Source organism: Burkholderia sp. BCC1998 (assembly GCF_905339875.1).
Classification (GTDB): domain Bacteria; phylum Pseudomonadota; class Gammaproteobacteria; order Burkholderiales; family Burkholderiaceae; genus Burkholderia.
Genome location: NZ_CAJPHE010000011.1, coordinates 58,899 through 76,796, shown reverse-complemented (window position 1 = coordinate 76,796; position 17,898 = coordinate 58,899). Strand labels below are relative to the sequence as shown.

Annotated in this window: 15 protein-coding genes; 7 read left to right on the top strand and 8 right to left on the bottom strand. The window is 67.3% G+C overall.

What is annotated here, in order from left to right:
• Positions 1 to 64 precede the first annotated feature (64 nt).
• From U5A56_RS19990 to U5A56_RS19965, 6 genes are all read left to right on the top strand, one after another.
• Positions 65 to 733 carry an OmpA family protein gene (locus U5A56_RS19990; RefSeq protein WP_321924158.1) on the top strand — a complete coding sequence of 223 codons (669 nt, stop codon included), beginning with the start codon at positions 65 to 67 and terminating at the stop codon, positions 731 to 733.
• 399 nt (positions 734 to 1,132) lie between these two features.
• Positions 1,133 to 2,278, top strand: coding sequence for a DUF2827 domain-containing protein (locus tag U5A56_RS19985; RefSeq protein WP_321924156.1), 1,146 nt, complete (start codon positions 1,133 to 1,135; stop codon positions 2,276 to 2,278).
• 14 nt (positions 2,279 to 2,292) lie between these two features.
• Positions 2,293 to 3,447: a DUF2827 domain-containing protein gene (locus tag U5A56_RS19980; RefSeq protein ID WP_124667865.1), complete on the top strand. Its 1,155-nt coding sequence runs from the start codon at positions 2,293 to 2,295 to the stop codon at positions 3,445 to 3,447.
• Between the two features lie 25 nt (positions 3,448 to 3,472).
• On the top strand, positions 3,473 to 3,940 hold the full coding sequence (locus U5A56_RS19975) for a DUF4019 domain-containing protein (protein ID WP_321924153.1): 468 nt from the start codon (positions 3,473 to 3,475) through the stop codon (positions 3,938 to 3,940).
• A 28-nt stretch (positions 3,941 to 3,968) separates the two neighbouring features.
• Complete coding sequence (locus U5A56_RS19970) at positions 3,969 to 5,105, top strand: DUF2827 family protein (RefSeq protein ID WP_321803289.1); 1,137 nt, start codon at positions 3,969 to 3,971, stop codon at positions 5,103 to 5,105.
• 23 nt (positions 5,106 to 5,128) lie between these two features.
• Positions 5,129 to 7,102 (top strand): FkbM family methyltransferase, encoded by a 1,974-nt coding sequence (locus U5A56_RS19965; protein ID WP_321924151.1) that lies wholly within the window; start codon positions 5,129 to 5,131, stop codon positions 7,100 to 7,102.
• A gap of 86 nt (positions 7,103 to 7,188) precedes the next feature.
• Here the strand turns inward: U5A56_RS19965 and U5A56_RS19960 are convergent, their stop codons facing one another.
• From U5A56_RS19960 to U5A56_RS19930, 7 genes are all read right to left on the bottom strand, one after another.
• Complete coding sequence (locus U5A56_RS19960) at positions 7,189 to 7,617, bottom strand: hypothetical protein (protein ID WP_321821953.1); 429 nt, start codon at positions 7,615 to 7,617, stop codon at positions 7,189 to 7,191.
• 62 nt (positions 7,618 to 7,679) lie between these two features.
• A complete protein-coding gene (locus U5A56_RS19955) occupies positions 7,680 to 8,483 on the bottom strand; it encodes an EAL domain-containing protein (protein ID WP_321924149.1) in 804 nt (267 codons plus the stop codon).
• A gap of 820 nt (positions 8,484 to 9,303) precedes the next feature.
• Entirely contained in the window at positions 9,304 to 10,446 is a 1,143-nt protein-coding gene (locus U5A56_RS19950; RefSeq protein ID WP_321924147.1) for a DUF2827 domain-containing protein, read from the bottom strand.
• 254 nt (positions 10,447 to 10,700) lie between these two features.
• Complete coding sequence (locus U5A56_RS19945; protein WP_321924145.1) at positions 10,701 to 12,701, bottom strand: acetyl/propionyl/methylcrotonyl-CoA carboxylase subunit alpha; 2,001 nt, start codon at positions 12,699 to 12,701, stop codon at positions 10,701 to 10,703.
• 36 nt (positions 12,702 to 12,737) lie between these two features.
• Entirely contained in the window at positions 12,738 to 13,523 is a 786-nt protein-coding gene (locus U5A56_RS19940; protein WP_014898432.1) for an enoyl-CoA hydratase/isomerase family protein, read from the bottom strand.
• Positions 13,524 to 13,542: 19 nt separating this feature from the next.
• Positions 13,543 to 15,150: a carboxyl transferase domain-containing protein gene (locus U5A56_RS19935; protein WP_124488648.1), complete on the bottom strand. Its 1,608-nt coding sequence runs from the start codon at positions 15,148 to 15,150 to the stop codon at positions 13,543 to 13,545.
• Positions 15,151 to 15,181: 31 nt separating this feature from the next.
• Entirely contained in the window at positions 15,182 to 16,363 is a 1,182-nt protein-coding gene (locus U5A56_RS19930) for an isovaleryl-CoA dehydrogenase (RefSeq protein ID WP_044847409.1), read from the bottom strand.
• Between the two features lie 171 nt (positions 16,364 to 16,534).
• Between U5A56_RS19930 and U5A56_RS19925 the strand changes: the two genes are divergently transcribed.
• A complete protein-coding gene (locus U5A56_RS19925; protein ID WP_044847410.1) occupies positions 16,535 to 17,281 on the top strand; it encodes a TetR/AcrR family transcriptional regulator in 747 nt (248 codons plus the stop codon).
• 69 nt (positions 17,282 to 17,350) lie between these two features.
• On the opposite strand, the gene U5A56_RS19920 is transcribed toward U5A56_RS19925, so the two are convergent.
• Positions 17,351 to 17,839, bottom strand: coding sequence for a MarR family winged helix-turn-helix transcriptional regulator (locus U5A56_RS19920; protein ID WP_321811797.1), 489 nt, complete (start codon positions 17,837 to 17,839; stop codon positions 17,351 to 17,353).
• Positions 17,840 to 17,898: the final 59 nt, after the last annotated feature.

Sequence of the window (17,898 nt, the reverse complement as noted above, 5' to 3'; positions counted from 1 at the left end):
CAGGACGAGCCCGCCGCGCAACGCGCGGCGGGCTTCAGTCAACCCAAGTATTGAGGACGTAACCGTGAACAAACTCGCTCTTGCGCTCGCGCTTTCCGCGCTGGCCCTCGCCGCGTGCTCGACCGCATCCGGCCCGACCTTCAGCGCCTCCGAACTGCAGCCGCGCGACGGCGTGCGCACCTTCCAGGTGGACTGCCACGGCCTGCTGTCGGGTCCGCAGACCTGCATGAAGGCCGCCCGCAAGATCTGCGGCGACCAGCCCGTGCGCGTCGTCGATTCCGCCCGCGCGCTGCGCGACAATTCCGATCCCGCGACGCTGGTGTTCCAGTGCGGCGCCGCGCCGGCCCAAGCTGCGTCGGCGGCCGAGCCGGCCCCCGCGCCCGCCGCGGTCGAACACGTCAACCTCGCGGGCGACGCGCTGTTCGCGACGGGCCTGGCCACGCTCACGCCGGCCGCTCGCGCGTCGCTCGACAAGCTGCTGAACGAACGCGAAGACCGCACGTACACGCAGGTGACGGTCACCGGCCATACGGATTCGGTCGGCAACGACGCCGCCAATCTCGCGCTGTCGAAGCGCCGCGCGGAAACCGTCGCAAGCTACCTGAAGGCACACGGACTGAAAGCGCAGGCCGTGTCGGTCACGGGCCGCGGCAGTGCCGATCCGGTCGCGTCCAACGCGACGGCCGAAGGCCGCGCGAGCAACCGCCGCGTCGAGATCTCGCTGCAGCGCTGAGCAGCCGGCCGTCGCGGCCCCGGCGCACCCCGCGCCCGCACGCGACGGCCTTGACCGGCAACGCGCAGCCGCCCCGGCGGCCACCCCGCCCGACCGCACCGACCCCGCTTCGCCGGGGCCCCGGCTCCCGCGCGGGCGGCTATGTCAAAGTTCGTCAGGCCCCCTCCACAAAACGGCGCCTTCCGTGCCACAATCGCCGCAGACAGCTGCCGAGGCGTTCCGCCCGCGTCGCGCGCCGTGACCCGCCCGACGACACACCGGAATCCGGCGGCCGCCCCGCGATCCGCGCCGCTCGACGCATATTCCGGCGCGCGCCGGCGCGAACACAACCACGACAATCCACGGCGCGCCGTTTCGCGGCCACGGCCGAACGCACGACGCCGCAGAGGAAACCAACCGGTGACGGACATCAATCAAGCCGCCTCGGGCGGCACCCGCAAGCAACGGCCGGCCGTCGGCATCTCGCTGTTTGCGCGGGACGGCCAGGCGATCTGGGAAAACGGCATTCACCAGAACATCGCGTTCCTCGCGATGATGCTCAAGCGCTCCGATCGCGTCGGCCCCATCTATTTCCTGAACGGCGGCGACGCCAACGCGTTTCCGTCCGGCCTCGATCTCGACGGCCTCGACGTGCCGCTCGTGAAGCCTTCCGACGTCACGCACGACCTCGACGTCGTGATCGAGATGGGCGCGCAATTGCCGCTCGAATGGCGCAGGCACATGAAGGCGCTCGGCAAGAAACTCGTCGCCTTCTTCTGCGGACACGTCTACGCCGGCTTGGGTGAAACACCGATCTTCGGCAAGCCGTCGGGACACATCTTCAACGACACGCCGTTCGACGAAGTATGGCTGCTGCCGCAGTACGAGAAGACCGGCGCACCGATGCTGCAAACCCTGTTGCGCGCGCCGGTGCACCTGATGCCGCATATCTGGTCGCCGTACTTCCTCGATCGCCGCATCGCCGCGCTGGCGAGCGAAGGCCTGACGTTCGGCTATCGGCCCGGCCGTCGCCCGTGGAATCTCGCCACGCTCGAGCCGAACATCTCGGTCGTGAAGTCCTGCCACTACCCGATGCTCGCGTGCGACGAGCTCTACCGCGCACATCCGGACGCCGTGCAGCATCTGTTCGTCGTCAACTCGATGCACATGAAGGCCCATCCGACCTTCTTGCACTTCGCGAACAGCCTCGACCTCGTACGCCAGCACAAGGCGACGTTCGAGCCGCGCATCGACCTGCCGGGCTTCATGGCGCGCCATGCGGACGCCGTCGTGTCCCACCACTGGGAAAACGCGCAGAACTATCTGTACTACGACGTGCTGTACGGCGGCTATCCGCTGATCCACAACTCGACGCTGATCGGCGACGCCGGCTACTACTACCCGGACTTCGATTCCGCCGCGGGCGGCCGCGTGCTGCTCGATGCCTGGCTGCATCACGACGAGCAGCTCGACGACTACCGCGCGAAAGCCGACCGGCTGCTGCGGTCGGTCTCGATCGACAACCCCGCGAACCTCGACGCGTTCGTCTCGCGTCTGGTCGCCTGAACCGGAGAATACGCATGTCGGACTCCAATGCCCGTCAAGCGCCCGGCGAGGGCAAGCGTCTCGTCGTCGGCGTGTCGCTGTTCGTGCGCGGCGCCGGCCAGTCGCTGTGGGAAAACGGCATCTTCCAGAACTGCCTGCTGCTGATCCTGCTGCTGCGCCAGTCGCCGCTCGTCGCGGAAGCCGTGATGGTGAACGGCGGCGAACAGCTCGCCGATCCGCAGATGATGCTCGGCGAATGGGACGTGCCGCTGCTGTCGATGGACGAAGCGCTCGAGCGCTGCGACGTGCTGATCGAAATGAGCGCGCAGTTCGGCGCCGACTACCTGCGCGCGTTCCGCGACCGCGGCGGCAAGGTCGTCACGATGCGGGTCGGCAACGACTACGTGATCGACATCGAACGCGCGATGTTCGACAAGCCGTCGGGCTTCCTGTTCTCGGGCGCGCCGTACGACGCGGTCTGGACGATTCCGGAATTCGAGCGCTCGTGCCTGCATTATTACCAGACGGGCCTGCGTGCGCCGGTGACGATCGTCCCGCACATCTGGCATCCGATGCTGTTCGACAAGGCACGCGCGACGCTCGGCGCCGGTTTGTCGTTCGGCTATCAGCCCGGCAAGCCGCGCTGGCGCGTGACGATGTTCGAGCCGAACATCTGCATGGTGAAGACGAGCATCATCCCGATGCTGGTGACCGAGGAAGCGTATCGCGCGAAGCCCGATTTCGTCGAATTCGTGCGCGTATGCAATACGCTGCACCTGAAGGAACATACGACGTTCGTTCATTTCGCGAAGAGTCTCGACATCGTGAACCACGGGATCACGACGTTCGAAAGCCGCTACGCGGTGTACGAGTTCATGGCCGCCTACGGCGACGCGGTGGTGTCGCACACGTGGGAAAACGCGCAGAACTACCTGTACTACGAACTGCTGTACGGCGACTATCCGCTGATCCACAACTCGCCGTTCCTCGGCAAGGCCGGGTATTTCTATCCGGACTTCGACTGCCAGGCCGGCGGCCGCGCGCTGCTGCAGGCATTTGCCGAACACGACGCGAATCTCGATGCATACCGCGAGCAATCGAAGCACGTGCTCGACTCGGTCAGCATCTACAACCCCGACAACGTCGCCGCGTATTCCGACGCGATCGCGTCGCTCTATCGCGACGCTTGACGCGCCACCTTCTCCGGACTCCGACATGAACGCACACCCGCCTCTCTCCCGCACGAAATGGCTGATCGGCTGCGCCGTCGCCTCGATCGCGATCGGCGCACACGCGCAATCCGGCGACGAATCGGCGGACGCGCTGCTGCGCGATGCAGATGCAGTCTTCAAACAGCTCGACGCCGGTCAGTACGGCGCGGTGTGGACCGGCTCCGCCGGGTTCGTGAAGGCGCGCATCAAGCAGGACCAGTTCGCCGCGGACATGCAGCGCGCGCGCCAGTCGGTCGGCATGGTCAGCCATCGCGGCTGGGCGCAGATCACGCGGATTCGCTACACGAATTCATCGTCGATGCCCGACGGGCTTTATGCGAATGTCGACTATGCGACGACGCTCACGACCGGGACGACCGTGTACGAAAAGCTGAGCTTTCGCCTCGACGACGACGGCTTCTGGCACCTGACCGGCTACGTGCCGCGCCAGTCGCAGAACTACACGCCTTGAACCGCGCACCGTCCGCCCGGAGCCGCCGATGAAAATCAATGTCGCGATTACGATGAACGTGCAGCGCGACGCGACGCAGTCGATCTGGTACAACGGCGCGAACCAGCATTGCGTGTACCTGTACATGCTGCTGAAGCGCTCGCCGCTGATCGGCGAAGTGTGGCTCGCGCACGACGACGGCATCGCCGACTACCCGCAGGCGCTGATGATGGACGCGTTCGGCGACGCGCTGCGCCCGCTGTCGGCGATCGTCCACCAGACCGACCTGCTGATCGAGATGAACGCGTTCGTCGACCCGTCGCACACGGACGCGGTGCGCCGGCGCGGCGGCAAGTGCGTGTCGTACCGCTTCGGCAACGACTACGTGATCGCGGTCGAGACGATCAACTTCGAGAAGAACAACTGGCGGCCGAACCCGAACCGCGTGCAGTTCGACGAGATCTGGACCAACCCGCAGCACATGCACACGTGCGCGGCCTACTTCCAGGCCGTATATCGCGCGCCGGTGATCGAGCTGCCGCACATCTGGTCGCCGTATTTCATCGAACGCAGCCTCGACGCCGACCCCGAGCTGAAGGCGCGCTTCGGCTACCGCAACCACGGTCCGGCCAAGCGCATCGCGTTCTTCGAGCCGAACCTGAACGTCGTGAAGAGTTCGATCGTGCCGATGCTGGCCGCGAACGCGTGCTATGTCGAGCATCCTGAGCTCGTCGAACACGTGTACATGACCAACACGTTCGACAAGAAGGAAAACGTCGCCTTCAAGCATCTCGCGCTCGGGCTCGAGATGGTGCGCGACGGCAAGGCGACGGCCGACGTGCGCGCGCCGTTCGTCGCGTGGGCCGCGCATCACACCGACATCGTCGTGTCGCACCATTGGGAAAACGGCCTGAACTACCTGCTGTACGACGCGCTGTACGGCAACTATCCGCTCGTGCACAACTCGCCGTTCCTGCGCGACGTCGGCTATTACTACCCGGACTTCGAGATCTTCGACGCGGCACGCGCGATCGCGACCGCCGCGCAGACGCACGACGCGCGGCTCGACGACTACGCGGCAGCGGCCCGCCGCTGCCTGCAGCAGGTCGACACGCTCGCCGACCACAACGTCCGCGCGTATTCCGGGCAGATCCAGCGCCTGTTCGCCGGGCGCGCGCTCGGCTGACCGCGCCCGTTCGCCCTCCGTTCATGAAGCACACCGTCCGCCACTTCGTCGTGATCGATTCGATCCACGGCCCGTTCGTCATCGACCGGCACAGCACGCGGCAGGCCGACGCGCTGCTCGAGACCGGCCGGCCGCACAACCAGGGCGAGCTCGACACGATCATGCAGGTGATCGACCAGTTGCCCGACGGCGCGCTCGCGGTGGACGGCGGGGCCAATGCGGGACTCGTCTGCGTGCCGATCGCGCAGCGCTTGCGCGATCGCGGCGGCCACGTCCATGCGTTCGAGCCGCGGCGCACGCTGTTCCATGCGCTCGGCGGCACCGTCGCGCTCAACCAGCTCGACAACCTTCATCTGCTGAACATCGGGCTCGCGAGCCGCAACGGCACGATGACGGTGCCCGACGCAGACGGCGGGCACCCTGCCGGCGCCGAACCGGCCGCACGCGTCGACGCGTACGCGGCCGACGGCACGCCCGCCCCGACCGTCAGGCTCGATTCGCTCGGCCTGCCGCGCCTCGATTTCCTGAAGCTCGACATCGACGGGATGGAGATCGACGCGCTGCACGGCGCGCGCCTGCTGATCGAAACGCATCTGCCGTGGTGCTGGATCGCCTGCCGGAACGCGGATGACGCACGCGTCATCGATACGTTCGCCGGCCTCGATTACACGTTCTACCGGTTCGACGGGCCGAATCTGTTGTGCGTGCCGAACCCGCGCTGGGACCGGCAACGCCTGTTCATCTCGGGCGAGCCCGTCGGCCGCGTATCCGCCCGCGCAGACGATGACGCGAATGCCGCCGTGTCAGCCGAGACCGACGACGCGCCCGAAACGCACTGGAACCGCGCGCTCGACCACGAGTCCCGCTGCGAATGGGGCCACGCGATCGCCCGCTGGCTGCGCGCGCGCGGCCGGGGCCTCGACGACGATGCGATCGCGTTCCAGCTCGCGTCGTGCTACGGCTTCGCCGGCGCGCCCGATGCCGGGCTCGCGGCACTCGAACGCATCGGCGAACCGGCCGCGCTGCCCGACGCGCTGCGCGGGCGCGTCGAACTCGCGCGCTCGGCGCTCCTGCTGCGTGCCGGCCGGCGCGACGAAGCCGCGCGCGCGACCATCGCCAGCGAGAACGTGCTCACGGCCGCACGGTTCGGGCTGCCGACGGAACGGCTCTACGACGGCCAGCCGCTGCACGGCAAGCGGCTGCTCGTGATCAGCTACGGCGGGGTCGGCGACCAGCTCCAGTACGCGCGCTACCTGCATGCGCTCGACGCGCTCGACGGCGTGGCGGTGACGGTCATCGTCCCCGCCGCGCTGGCCGACCTGATGCGCCATACGTTCCCGCGCATCGAAGTCGTCGCCGCACACGGCGCGTGGGTCGACACGTCGCAGATCGCTCACGACTACTGGTGTTCGTTCCTGGTGCTGGCCGCGCAGTTCGGCTACGCGCCGGCACCGGCCGGCGCGCCGGCCGCCTACCTGTCGTGCCCGCGCGAACGGGCGGAGGCATGGCGCGAACGCGTCGCGCGCGATGGCAGCGCACCGGGCACGCGCCGCATCGGCCTCAACTGGCGCGGCCGCGACGAAAGCGATGCGCGCTTCCTGCGCGCGGCCAGCCTGCGCGACCTCGCGCCGCTCGCGCGGCTGCGCGGCCATGCCGCGTACTGCATCAACCGCGACATCGCCGCGCAGTCCGAGCCGTCGGATCTGCCGGTCACGTTCCCGCATCACGCGATCGGCGATTTCAGCGACCTGGCCGCATTGATGCTCGCGATGGACGCCGTGGTCACCACCTGCACCGCGCACATCCACCTGGCCGGCGCGCTGGGCGTGCCGGCCGTCCTGCTGCTGAGCCCGAAAGCCGATGCGCGCTGGGAAACCGGCTCGCATACCGCGCTGTACCCGGGCATCCGGATCGTGCGCGCCGCGCATCCGGGCCGCTGGGACGATGCGGTCGACCGCGCGCTGGCGCTCGTGCTGGGTGGCTTCGGGAAGGATTGACGAGTGACCTTGCCGCGCGACGCAATCGGTAGTACTCCTGAGGAGCGTGATCAGAACCTGACGAGGACGTGATGCACTAACCGGCGTCAAGCCGGCACGCGCTGCCCGCGTCGCTCGGCGAACGCACGGCCATGCCGCCGGCCGATGCGCGCAAGCCTCGCGAAACAACGTGCCGCCGCGGGGCCGACATCGCCGGCCTGTTGCGCCAGGCTGCCCGATACGCCGCACGCGATCGCCGAATCGTCGCCGCAAGCGCCCGCGAACACACCGGCGAAATAGTGTCGCGCCGCGCGCTCGCGACCGTCGGCATCGAGCGGTTTCATCCGGTGAATGTGTTGCGAGACGTCCTTCAGGCCGTCGAGAAACGGCATGACGTCGACCGGTGCAACGGTCGCGTCAATCGCGTCGGCGCCGAGTTGCTCCAGCATCTCGGCCAGTTCGGCGATCGCGACGAGCTCGCGCGCATCGGCCGCCTGCGTGCCCGTTCCGTGCCCGGCCTTCTTCGTCGCCGCCATGCCCACGCCCCTATTCAATTCTTCGTTGTATGATGCCGGCGCGCCGCGCCCGCGCCGCGGCGTCATGCGGCGGCCGGTGACCGCCATGTAAAGCGGATGCCCTGCGCCCATGAGACGCCGGAATCCAGGATGATCTGCCGGTCGATCTCGTTCTCCACGCCTTCGACGACGACGTGCCGCGCGCTTTCGTGCGCGAACGCGATCAGCCGGCGAAACTGGTAGCGCCCGATCGCGTTGCGCTTGATCAGCGACAGGACCGACCTGTCGAGCTTCACGATGTCGGGGTTGCCGACCACCAGGTTGTTCAGCGCGCTGAAGCCGACGCCGAAATCGTCGATCGCGACGCGGCACCCGGCCTGGCGAAACCGGTTCACGAACGACCGGCCCGCGACGGGGTTCAGCGGCCCCGTCTCGGTGATTTCGACGACCAGCCGCGCCGCGACCGACGGCTCGCGCTCGAGCCGCCTGAGCAGGGCGAGCCACGCGTCGTCCACGACCGCGCTCGTCGCCGTGACGTTGCAGCCGTACACGGCCTTCGGATCGGCGCGCAGCGCGTCGATCGTCCGGCCCACCACGAGCCGGTCGAACCAGCGCATCAGCCCGAGCGATTCGAGGCGCGGCAGGAACGCGAGCGGCGGCAAGACATCGCGCGCGCCCCAGCGCAGCCGCGCGAGGCATTCGTGATACAGCACGCCGCCCGACAAATCGGCGCGGCAAACCGGCTCTCGCGCGAATCCGAGCCGGCTTTCGACGAAACTGCGTACCGACGCAAGGTCGGGGTGATCGTCAGGCGCGCCGAATACGAGATCGATCTCGTCCCGATTCGCTACGCTGTTCGCCTCCAGGCGAGGTTCGACCGCATTCATCCGGCGCTCCGGCAATTGTCGGACCGCCGATGACGGCCCGCGCTCTCGATACATGTGGCGCGAGCCGACCACGACGCGCACCACCGCCTACCCGGCCCAACCTCTTTTTCGATCTTTTTCGGGAGCGTACTTTTTATTCCGGCGTGCCGTCAAATCAGATATTGTCAATGATATTCAAACACCGAAAATACACCACACGCGCACGTCGACAACAGTGCGACAGGTTACACAAAAACGCCGACGATACTCCCATCGATACTGGTTATTTGCCCCACCCGAACATCTTCGGGTGAATCGATTTATCGCAAAGACCCGTTTCAAAAATCGGATGTTTGAAATATCATATGACAAATGCACGCCTGCGAAACGCTACCCGGACCCGACGGCCGGATTCCTCGCAGCCGCTGGCAAACCGTGCAGCCATTGCGTTGCGACGACGCATTCGGTCTCCACAGAATTCAATTTTGCCGTTTCAAACGATATTGAAAATATTTGAATGATAATCCAACTGACTTGAACGACAATAATTAAGTCGAATTATACGGCAACCATCGATCGAAAGATATTTAACAATCTTTCCGACTAGTTAACCTATAAAATTATTTTTGACGGACTTCCCTCGGAGCCGTCAAATTCGTGCCTTCAAAAACCGTCGAATCTCCCCGGTTCGGCGGTTTCTTTTTTAACGGCTCATTTCTTCAGACATTAACCCGGGACAATCCGGTTGACGGCAGGCGGCGAAATCGAGCCGACCGCCTCGATCGCGCAAATCGCGATCGAATGCGCCCGCAGGCAGCGGCGCGTGCCGCGTCGTGCAGCCTTATGCCGCCGTCGCGCCGATCAGGTTCGCGAGCAGCGCGTCGTAGTCGGCGACGAGCGCGGGGTTCGCCGACGTATAGCGGCGCAGGATCTCGCGCTGCCGCCGCGCATACCCTTGCCAGTCGTCGTCGTGCGTATGCAGCACGTGCAGCAGCGCCTCGGTGCCCTTCTGCACGTCGTTGCCAGGATAGTAGTAGCCGAGGTCCGGCACGAGGCTCGCGTTGTGCACGAGCGGATAACCCTGCCAGCACACGTCGAAATAGAAATAGTTGAGCGGGTTCGCCCATTGATGCGACACGACGATGTCGGTCATGTCGGCCAGGAACAACGGCGTGTCGAAACGCCCGACGAAGCTCGCCTTGCCCGCGCGCACGATGTCCAGGTAGTTCATCAGCGTCACGAACTCGGGGCTGTTGTGCGCGAGGCGATCGGCGTTCGTCACGTGCGTGAAGCAGATCGTGTCGGGATCGCGGCGATACGCCTCGTCGATGATCAGCATCGGATACATGCAGAACTTCACGACGTTGTGGTTCGGCTCCATCACCGTCAGCCGCTTGCCCGGTTCGCTGCGCGGCCGGTATTCGCCACGCTCCGGCAGCGATTGCGCACGCGCCTCCAGACACATCGGGTCCCACACGAACGGCACGACGCGCCCCGGGCAACGGCGCAGCGACTGCAGGAACGGCAGCGACGACTCCGCGATCTGCGGAATGGCCCACAACTCGTCGTAGCCGCGGTTGATGAACAGCGAATCCCACATGCGACGGCCGAACAGTATCGACTCCATCGAGGTGATGTACTCGAAGCCGCAGCAGTAGCTGACGATCTTCGCGCCACGCGCCTTCAGGTAGGCCGTCTGCTCGCCGTCGATCTGACCGCCCAGCTCGATCACCACGTCGAGCGCATCCTTCATGTCGGCGAACGCGCGCGTGTCGTATACGCGGCGATCCCAAGGCAGCGCGTCGGTAAGCGCCACGTCGGTCGTGTTGACCAGCGTCACGCGATACCCATGCGGCGACGCCATCAACAACTTCGCGAGAAACAACGCGTTCTGCTTGATGCCGTTGATCCACAGGCTTTCGTCGGGGGCGCGCAGGCCGATCGTGATACCGATGCGCAGGCCGTTCAGGGCAGGAGACTTCATCTCGTCGGCGGGGGGCGTGATTGAATGGATGCAGTGTAGCTCACGGCAATGGCCACGTGAGCAATCCGCCAGTCTAGCGGAGCGCCGGCCGCCAGACTGTCAGGCATGGTCATACGCGATGCGGCCGAGAGCCGTCGTCCGCACCGTGCGGGCCTGGCCATGCACGCCATCGCCGACGGCCGGATGCGAAATGCGACGAGGCCGGCGCCGCGCCGCGAGGCGCCACGCCGGCCCGTGCGCGGCACACGCCGCGATCAGCCTTCCGCCATCATCAGCAACTGCGCGCCATCCGCGACCTGGTCGCCGACGCCGTACAGCACTTCCGCGACGACACCCGCGCCCGGCGCGCCGATCGTGTGCTCCATCTTCATCGCCTCCATCACGATCAGCGGCGTGCCGGCCTCGACCTTCTGGCCCGGCTCGACCAGCACCGCGATCACCTTGCCGGGCATCGGCGCAGTGAGGCGGCCGCCGCCATGCTCGGCATCGCCCGCGTGCGCGAGCACGTTGCGCCATTCGAAGGTCTCGGCGACACCCTGCGTGAACACGTGGAAACTGTCGCCGTCCGCATACACGCGGCCGCTGCTGCGCACGCCGTCGAGCGTCACGTCGAAGTCGAGCGGCGTCGCGCCGCGCGTCCACGCGAACGGCTGCGCGGCCGCGTCGCCGGTGGCGAGGCGCGTGCTGCCGCCGTCGTCCTCGTAGGTGACCGTCACGTCCGCTTCGCGATCGGGCGCATGCCATTCGAGCGTGCGGCGATAGCCGCCGTTCAGCCGCCAGTCCGGCAGTGCACCCCACGGCGACGCGCCTTCCCGTGCGGCCGCGCCGCGTTCGCGCGCGAGCAGTGCCGCGCAGGCCAGCGCGAGCGTCGCGCGCGGCGGCTGTTGCGGCGCGAACAGCGCATCGTGGTTGCGCTCGATCAGGCCCGTGTCGAGATCGGCGCTCGCAAACGGCCCGCAGTTGACGATCCGCTGCAGGAACGCGGCATTCGTGTGCAGGCCCACCACCTCGCAGGCCCGCAGCGCGCGCAGCATCCGGCCGAGCGCTTCCGCGCGGTCCGCGCCGTGCACGATCAGCTTCGCGATCATCGGATCGTAGAACGGCGTGATCGCGTCGCCCTCGCGCACGCCGCTGTCGACGCGCACCGGCGCGCCGATCGCGAACTCGACGCCTTCCGGCAGCCGCAGGTGCTTCAGCGTGCCGGTGGACGGCAGGAAGCCGCGTGCCGGATTCTCCGCGTAAAGACGCGCCTCGATCGCATGACCCTGCGCGCGCAGTTCGTCCTGCTTCAGCGGCAGCGGCTCGCCCGCTGCGACGCGCAGCTGCCATTCGACGAGATCGAGCCCCGTGACCATCTCGGTGACCGGATGCTCGACCTGCAGGCGCGTGTTCATTTCCATGAAGTAGAACGCTTCGCCCGTCATGATGAACTCGACGGTGCCCGCACCGACGTAATTCACCGCGCGCGCGGCCGCGACGGCCGCCTCGCCCATCGCCTGGCGCACGTCTTCATGCAGCCCCGGCGCCGGCGCTTCCTCGAGCACCTTCTGGTGACGACGCTGCACCGAACAGTCGCGATCGAACAGGTAGACGGTGTTGCCGTGCGTGTCGCCGAACACCTGCACTTCGACGTGACGCGGGCGCGTCAGGTATTTCTCGATCAGCACGCGGTCGTTGCCGAAGCTGCTCGCGGCCTCGCGCTGGCACGACGCGAGCGCCGCCGGGAAGTCCTCGGAGCGCTCGACCACGCGCATGCCCTTGCCGCCGCCGCCCGCGCTCGCCTTCAGCAGCACCGGGTAGCCGATCTCGTCGGCTTCGAGATGCAGGTTCGCCGCGTCCTGGTCGTCGCCGTGATAGCCGGGCACGAGCGGTACCGCGGCCGCGTGCATCAGCGCCTTGGCGGCAGCCTTCGAGCCCATCGCCGCGATCGCGTCGACCGGCGGCCCGATGAACGCGATGCCGGCCGCCTCGCAGGCATGCGCGAAATCCTCGTTCTCCGACAGGAAGCCGTAGCCCGGATGGATGGCCTGCGCACCGGTCGCGCGCGCGGCCTCGATGATGCGCTCGATGCGCAGGTAGCTGTCCGCGGCCGCCGCGCCGCCGATGTGCACGGCTTCGTCGCATGCGGCGACGTGCTTCGCGTTCGCGTCCGCGTCGGAATAGACGGCGACGCTCGCGATCCCGAGACGTTTGCACGTCGCGGCGACGCGGCAGGCGATTTCACCGCGGTTGGCGATCAGAATCTTGTCGAACATGGCTTCGATGTCGTCCGGAAAGTTAGGGGCACGCCGTCATTCACGCCACGAAGGCGTGCGTTTCTCGAGGAAGGACGCGATCCCTTCGCGCGCTTCCGCGCCGGCGCGGGTGCGCGCGATCCAGTCGGCCGTCTGCTCGATCAGCGTCGCGTCGAGCGGCCGGCCGGCCACGTCGGCGACGAGCCGCTTGCACGCCTGCACGGCGTCGGGGCCGTTCGCGACGAGCGTCGCGGCCAGCTTCGCGACCGTTTCGTCGAGCGCATCGGCCGGCACTGCGTCGTGAATGAAGCCGAGCGACGCGGCGCGCGCGCTGTCGAACACCTCGGCCGTCGTGAAGTAGCGGCGCGCCGCGCGCTCGCCCATCGCCCGCACGACGTACGGCGCGATCGTCGCGGGAATCAGCCCGAGCCGCGCTTCGGACAGGCAGAACTTCACGCCGTCGGCGGCGATCGCGATGTCGGCCGCCGCGACGAGACCCACGCCGCCCGCATACGCGTCGCCGTGCACGCGCGCGATCACCGGCTTGCCGCAGCGGTGGATCGCCTCGAGCATGCGCGCGAGCTTGCGCGCGTCGGCGCGGTTCTCGTCGTCCGAGTAACCGGCCATCTTCTTCATCCAGTTCAGGTCCGCGCCCGCGCAGAACGCCGCGCCTTCCGCGGCGAGCACGATCGCACGCACGCCGGCGTGCGCGTCGAGCCACTCGAACGCGGTGGTCAGCTCGGCGATCGTCGTCTCGTTGAACGCGTTGCGCACGTCGGGCCGCGCGAGCGTGACGGTCGCCACGCGGCCGGCTTCGCTTACCTTGATCGTTTCGTATCGCATCGGTCAGCCCTCCCGGCCGTTACATGCGGAACACGCCGAAGCGCGTGTCGTCGATCGGCGCGTTCATCGACGCGGCGAGGCCGAGGCCCAGCACGTCGCGCGTCTGCGCGGGGTCGATCACGCCGTCGTCCCACAAGCGCGCACTCGCGTAGTACGGATGCCCCTGGCGCTCGTACTGGTCGCGGATCGGCTGCTTGAATGCCTCTTCGTCCTCGGCCGACCACGCGCCGCCCTTTGCCTCGATGCCGTCGCGGCGCACGGTCGCGAGCACCGACGCCGCCTGCTCGCCGCCCATCACCGAGATCCGCGCGTTCGGCCACATCCACAGGAAACGCGGGCCGAACGCACGGCCGCACATCCCGTAGTTGCCGGCGCCGAACGAGCCGCCGATGATCACCGTAAACTTCGGCACCTTCGCGTTCGACACGGCCGTGACCATCTTCGCGCCATGGCGCGCGATGCCTTCGTTCTCGTACTTGCGGCCGACCATGAAGCCCGTGATGTTCTGCAGGAACACGAGCGGAATCTTGCGCTGGCAGCACAGCTCGATGAAATGCGCGCCCTTCACGGCCGATTCGGAGAACAGGATGCCGTTGTTCGCGACGATCCCGACCGGATGGCCCCAGATGTGCGCGAAGCCCGTGACGAGCGTCGTGCCGAAGCGCGCCTTGAATTCGTCGAACTCCGAATCATCGACGATGCGCGCGATCACCTCGCGCACGTCGAACGGCTTGCGCGTGTCGACCGGAATCACGCCGTACAGGCTCTTCGCGTCGTAGCGCGGCGGCTTCGGTTCGCGCAGCGCCACCGGCGACGCGATCTTCGGCGCGAGGTGACCGACGATGTTGCGCGCGATCGACAGCGCATGCGCGTCGTTCTGCGCGAGGTGGTCGGCCACGCCCGACAGGCGCGTGTGCACGTCGCCGCCGCCGAGATCCTCGGCGCTCACTTCCTCGCCGGTCGCGGCCTTCACGAGTGGCGGGCCGCCGAGGAAAATCGTGCCCTGGTTCTTCACGATGATCGACTCGTCGCTCATCGCCGGCACATACGCGCCGCCCGCCGTGCACGAGCCCATCACGACCGCGATCTGCGCGATCCCCGCGGCGGACATCGTCGCCTGGTTGAAGAAGATGCGGCCGAAGTGGTCGCGATCGGGAAACACGTCGTCCTGGTTCGGCAGGTTCGCGCCGCCCGAATCGACGAGATACACGCACGGCAGCCGGTTTTCCGCGGCGATTTCCTGCGCGCGCACGTGCTTCTTCACGGTCATCGGGTAGTAGGTGCCGCCCTTGACCGTCGCGTCGTTGCACACGATCACGCACTCGCGGCCCGCGATCCGGCCGATCCCGGTGATCACGCCCGCGCCCGGCGCGTCGTCGTTGTACATGCCGTTCGCGGCGAGCTGCGACAGCTCGAGGAACGGCGCACCCGGATCGAGCAGTTGCGCGATGCGGTCGCGCGGCAGCAGCTTGCCGCGCGACAGGTGCTTGTCGCGCGCGGCCGGGCCGCCGCCTTGCGCGAGCTGTTCGATCTTCGCGCGCAGGTCGGCGACGACCGCCTCCAGCGCCGCGGCGTTCGCGCGGAATTCTTCCGAACGCGGGTTCAGTTTCGATTCGATGATCGGCATCGACGGGGCTCCGTTCGCGTGACGTGGGGCGTTACATCGTTTCCGCGAACAGCTCGCGGCCGATCAGCATCCGGCGGATCTCGCTCGTGCCGGCGCCGATCTCGTAGAGCTTCGCGTCGCGCCACAGGCGCCCGACCGGGTATTCGTTGATGTAGCCGTTGCCGCCGAGGATCTGGATCGCCTCGCCGGCCATCCACGTCGCCTTCTCTGCCGTGTAGAGGATCACGCCCGCGCAGTCCTTGCGCACCTGGCGGATGTGGTCGCTGCCCGCCGAGTCGAGATGGCGGCCGACCGCGTACAGGTACGCGCGGCACGCCTGGAACGTGGTGTACATGTCGGCGACCTTGCCCTGGATCAGCTGGAATTCGCCGATCGACTGGCCGAACTGCTTGCGGTCGTGGATATACGGCACCACCGCGTCGAGACACGCGGCCATGATGCCCGTCGGGCCGCCCGACAGCACCGCGCGTTCGTAGTCGAGGCCGCTCATCAGCACCTTCACGCCGCCGTTGAGCTGGCCGAGGATGTTCTCCTCCGGCACCTCGACGTCCTGGAACACGAGTTCGCCCGTGTGCGACCCGCGCATGCCGAGCTTGTCGAGCTTCTGTGCGACCGAGAAGCCCTTCATCCCCTTCTCGACGATGAATGCGGTGATGCCGCGCGGGCCGGCGTCGAGGTCCGTCTTCGCGTAGACGACGAGCGTGTCGCAGTCGGGGCCGTTGGTGATCCACATCTTCGTGCCGTTGAGCACGTAACGGTCGCCGCGCTTGTCCGCGCGCAGCTTCATGCTGACGACGTCGGAGCCCGCGTTCGGCTCGCTCATCGCGAGCGCGCCGATGTGTTCGCCCGACACGAGCTTCGGCAGGTACTTCTGCTTCTGCGCGTCGGTGCCGTTGCGGTGGATCTGGTTCACGCACAGGTTCGAGTGCGCGCCGTACGACAGGCCGATCGACGCCGATGCGCGCGAGATCTCCTCCATCGCGACCATGTGCGCGGTGTAGCCCATGTTCGCGCCGCCGTATTCCTCGGCCACCGTCATGCCGAGCACGCCGAGATCGCCGAACTTCTTCCACAGATCCATCGGAAACTGGTCGGTGCGGTCGACCTCCGCCGCGCGCGGCGTGATTTCCTTCGCCGCGAACGTCGCGACGGCGTCGCGCAGCATCTCGATGTCTTCACCGAGCATGAATTGCACACCGGGCAGGTTGATCATGTCTCCTCCGTCTCCAGAAAGTGGGTCGCACGCGCCGATTTCTGAGTTTCGCTCAAATCGGATCAATGCGTCGATTCATTAAGCCAATACAGCGGAAATTTTGCACAGTTTCGCGCCTCGTCCGGCTTGCCGTCAATAGTTTTTTGAGTGACACTCAGATATCATTGCGAGATGACAGCCGCTACCGCCGACACCATGACCGCCACCGCCAAAGCCGATCGCGCCGAGCCGTCGCGCGCCCCCGCCGGGCGCAAGTCCCAGCAGCGCGTGCAGGACATCCTGCGCGCCGGCCGCGAAGTGTTCGCCGAAAAGGGCTACGAGCATGCGACGGCCGCCGAGATCGCGCAGCGCGTCGGCGTGTCGGAGGCGACGGTGTTCAGCTACTTCCGCGGCAAGCGCGAGCTGTGCGCGCGCGTGATCGCCGACTGGTATGACGAAATCATTGCCGCGTTCGAACTCGGGATGCCGCAGGACGCGCCGGTGCAACAGCAGTTCGCGTTCATCGTGCGCACGCACTTGCGGCTGATGCTCGTGAACGGCACAGGGCTGTGCGCGCTGGTGCTGTCGGAGGGACGTGCGAAGCAGCATGCGCTGAGCGACGAGCTCACCGCGCTGCAGCGCCGCTACACGGCGCCGCTGATGGACGTGCTCGCGCGCGGCCAGGCGGCCGGGCAGGTGCGCCGCGACATGCCGCTGAGCCTGCTGCGCTCGATGGTGTTCGGGCCGATCGAGCACGTGCTGTGGGATGCGATCCTCGGGCACCGCAAGCTCGATACGGAAACGACGGCCACGCAGCTGATCGACATGCTGTGGGCGGCCGTGCAGCCGCCCGCGCCGGAGCAGGCGGCGCTGGTGCGCTTCAGGAACGAAGTCGCAGAAGCGGTGCTGCGGCTGGAAGGCGAAGCGTCACGCGCGTGACGCCGGCAGGCGGTGCGGCGCGCCTGGCGCCTTGCCGCATCACCTGCTCCATCGAGCCGAGTCCAACCGCTACGACTCCTCGCTCACCCGCAGCGGCGCGCGGCTCTGCTCGTTATTCAGATGGACGAACTTGCGCAACAGGCGCATCAGTTCCTGCGAATCGTCCTCGCCCATGCCGTCGAACAGGCCGGCGCGCAATTCCTTCACCGACGGAATCAGGTGCGTGAGCAGCTCGACGCCCGCCGGCGTCAGCAGCAGGCGCCGCTGACGCCGCGGCAGCACTTCGCGGACGATCAATCCTTTCGCCTCGAGCCGGACCGCGAGATCGGCAGTGGTCGACGTGTCGAGCGCCACCCGCTGCGCGAGCGTCACCTGATCGAGCCCCGGGCACTCGTAGAGCATCCGCAGGACCGCGTACTGCACCGGCGTCACGTCCCGGCCCAGCTTCTCGTAGAACATCGCGACCGCGATCTGGTGCGCGCGCCGGATCAGGTGCCCGGGCTCGTCGTACAGGTCGAGCGGGAAAACCGGCGCGTCGGCGGGATTCGTTTTTTCCATGAATGAGTCGATGACATAGGCGGCGCACGCCGTTGCGTGCGCCGACGGCATGGCGCTGC

Excerpts from the sequence above, each read along its gene's own strand:
- U5A56_RS19970 (WP_321803289.1), top strand. The coding sequence starts at position 3,969 with ATGAAAATCAATGTCGCGATTACGATGAACGTGCAGCGCGACGCGACG.
- U5A56_RS19920 (WP_321811797.1), bottom strand. The coding sequence starts at position 17,839 with ATGGAAAAAACGAATCCCGCCGACGCGCCGGTTTTCCCGCTCGACCTG.
- U5A56_RS19955 (WP_321924149.1), bottom strand. The coding sequence starts at position 8,483 with ATGAATGCGGTCGAACCTCGCCTGGAGGCGAACAGCGTAGCGAATCGG.
- U5A56_RS19975 (WP_321924153.1), top strand. The coding sequence starts at position 3,473 with ATGAACGCACACCCGCCTCTCTCCCGCACGAAATGGCTGATCGGCTGC.
- U5A56_RS19935 (WP_124488648.1), bottom strand. The coding sequence starts at position 15,150 with ATGCCGATCATCGAATCGAAACTGAACCCGCGTTCGGAAGAATTCCGC.
- U5A56_RS19925 (WP_044847410.1), top strand. The coding sequence starts at position 16,535 with ATGACAGCCGCTACCGCCGACACCATGACCGCCACCGCCAAAGCCGAT.
- U5A56_RS19930 (WP_044847409.1), bottom strand. The coding sequence starts at position 16,363 with ATGATCAACCTGCCCGGTGTGCAATTCATGCTCGGTGAAGACATCGAG.
- U5A56_RS19965 (WP_321924151.1), top strand. The coding sequence starts at position 5,129 with ATGAAGCACACCGTCCGCCACTTCGTCGTGATCGATTCGATCCACGGC.
- U5A56_RS19960 (WP_321821953.1), bottom strand. The coding sequence starts at position 7,617 with ATGGCGGCGACGAAGAAGGCCGGGCACGGAACGGGCACGCAGGCGGCC.
- U5A56_RS19940 (WP_014898432.1), bottom strand. The coding sequence starts at position 13,523 with ATGCGATACGAAACGATCAAGGTAAGCGAAGCCGGCCGCGTGGCGACC.
- U5A56_RS19945 (WP_321924145.1), bottom strand. The coding sequence starts at position 12,701 with ATGTTCGACAAGATTCTGATCGCCAACCGCGGTGAAATCGCCTGCCGC.
- U5A56_RS19950 (WP_321924147.1), bottom strand. The coding sequence starts at position 10,446 with ATGAAGTCTCCTGCCCTGAACGGCCTGCGCATCGGTATCACGATCGGC.
- U5A56_RS19980 (WP_124667865.1), top strand. The coding sequence starts at position 2,293 with ATGTCGGACTCCAATGCCCGTCAAGCGCCCGGCGAGGGCAAGCGTCTC.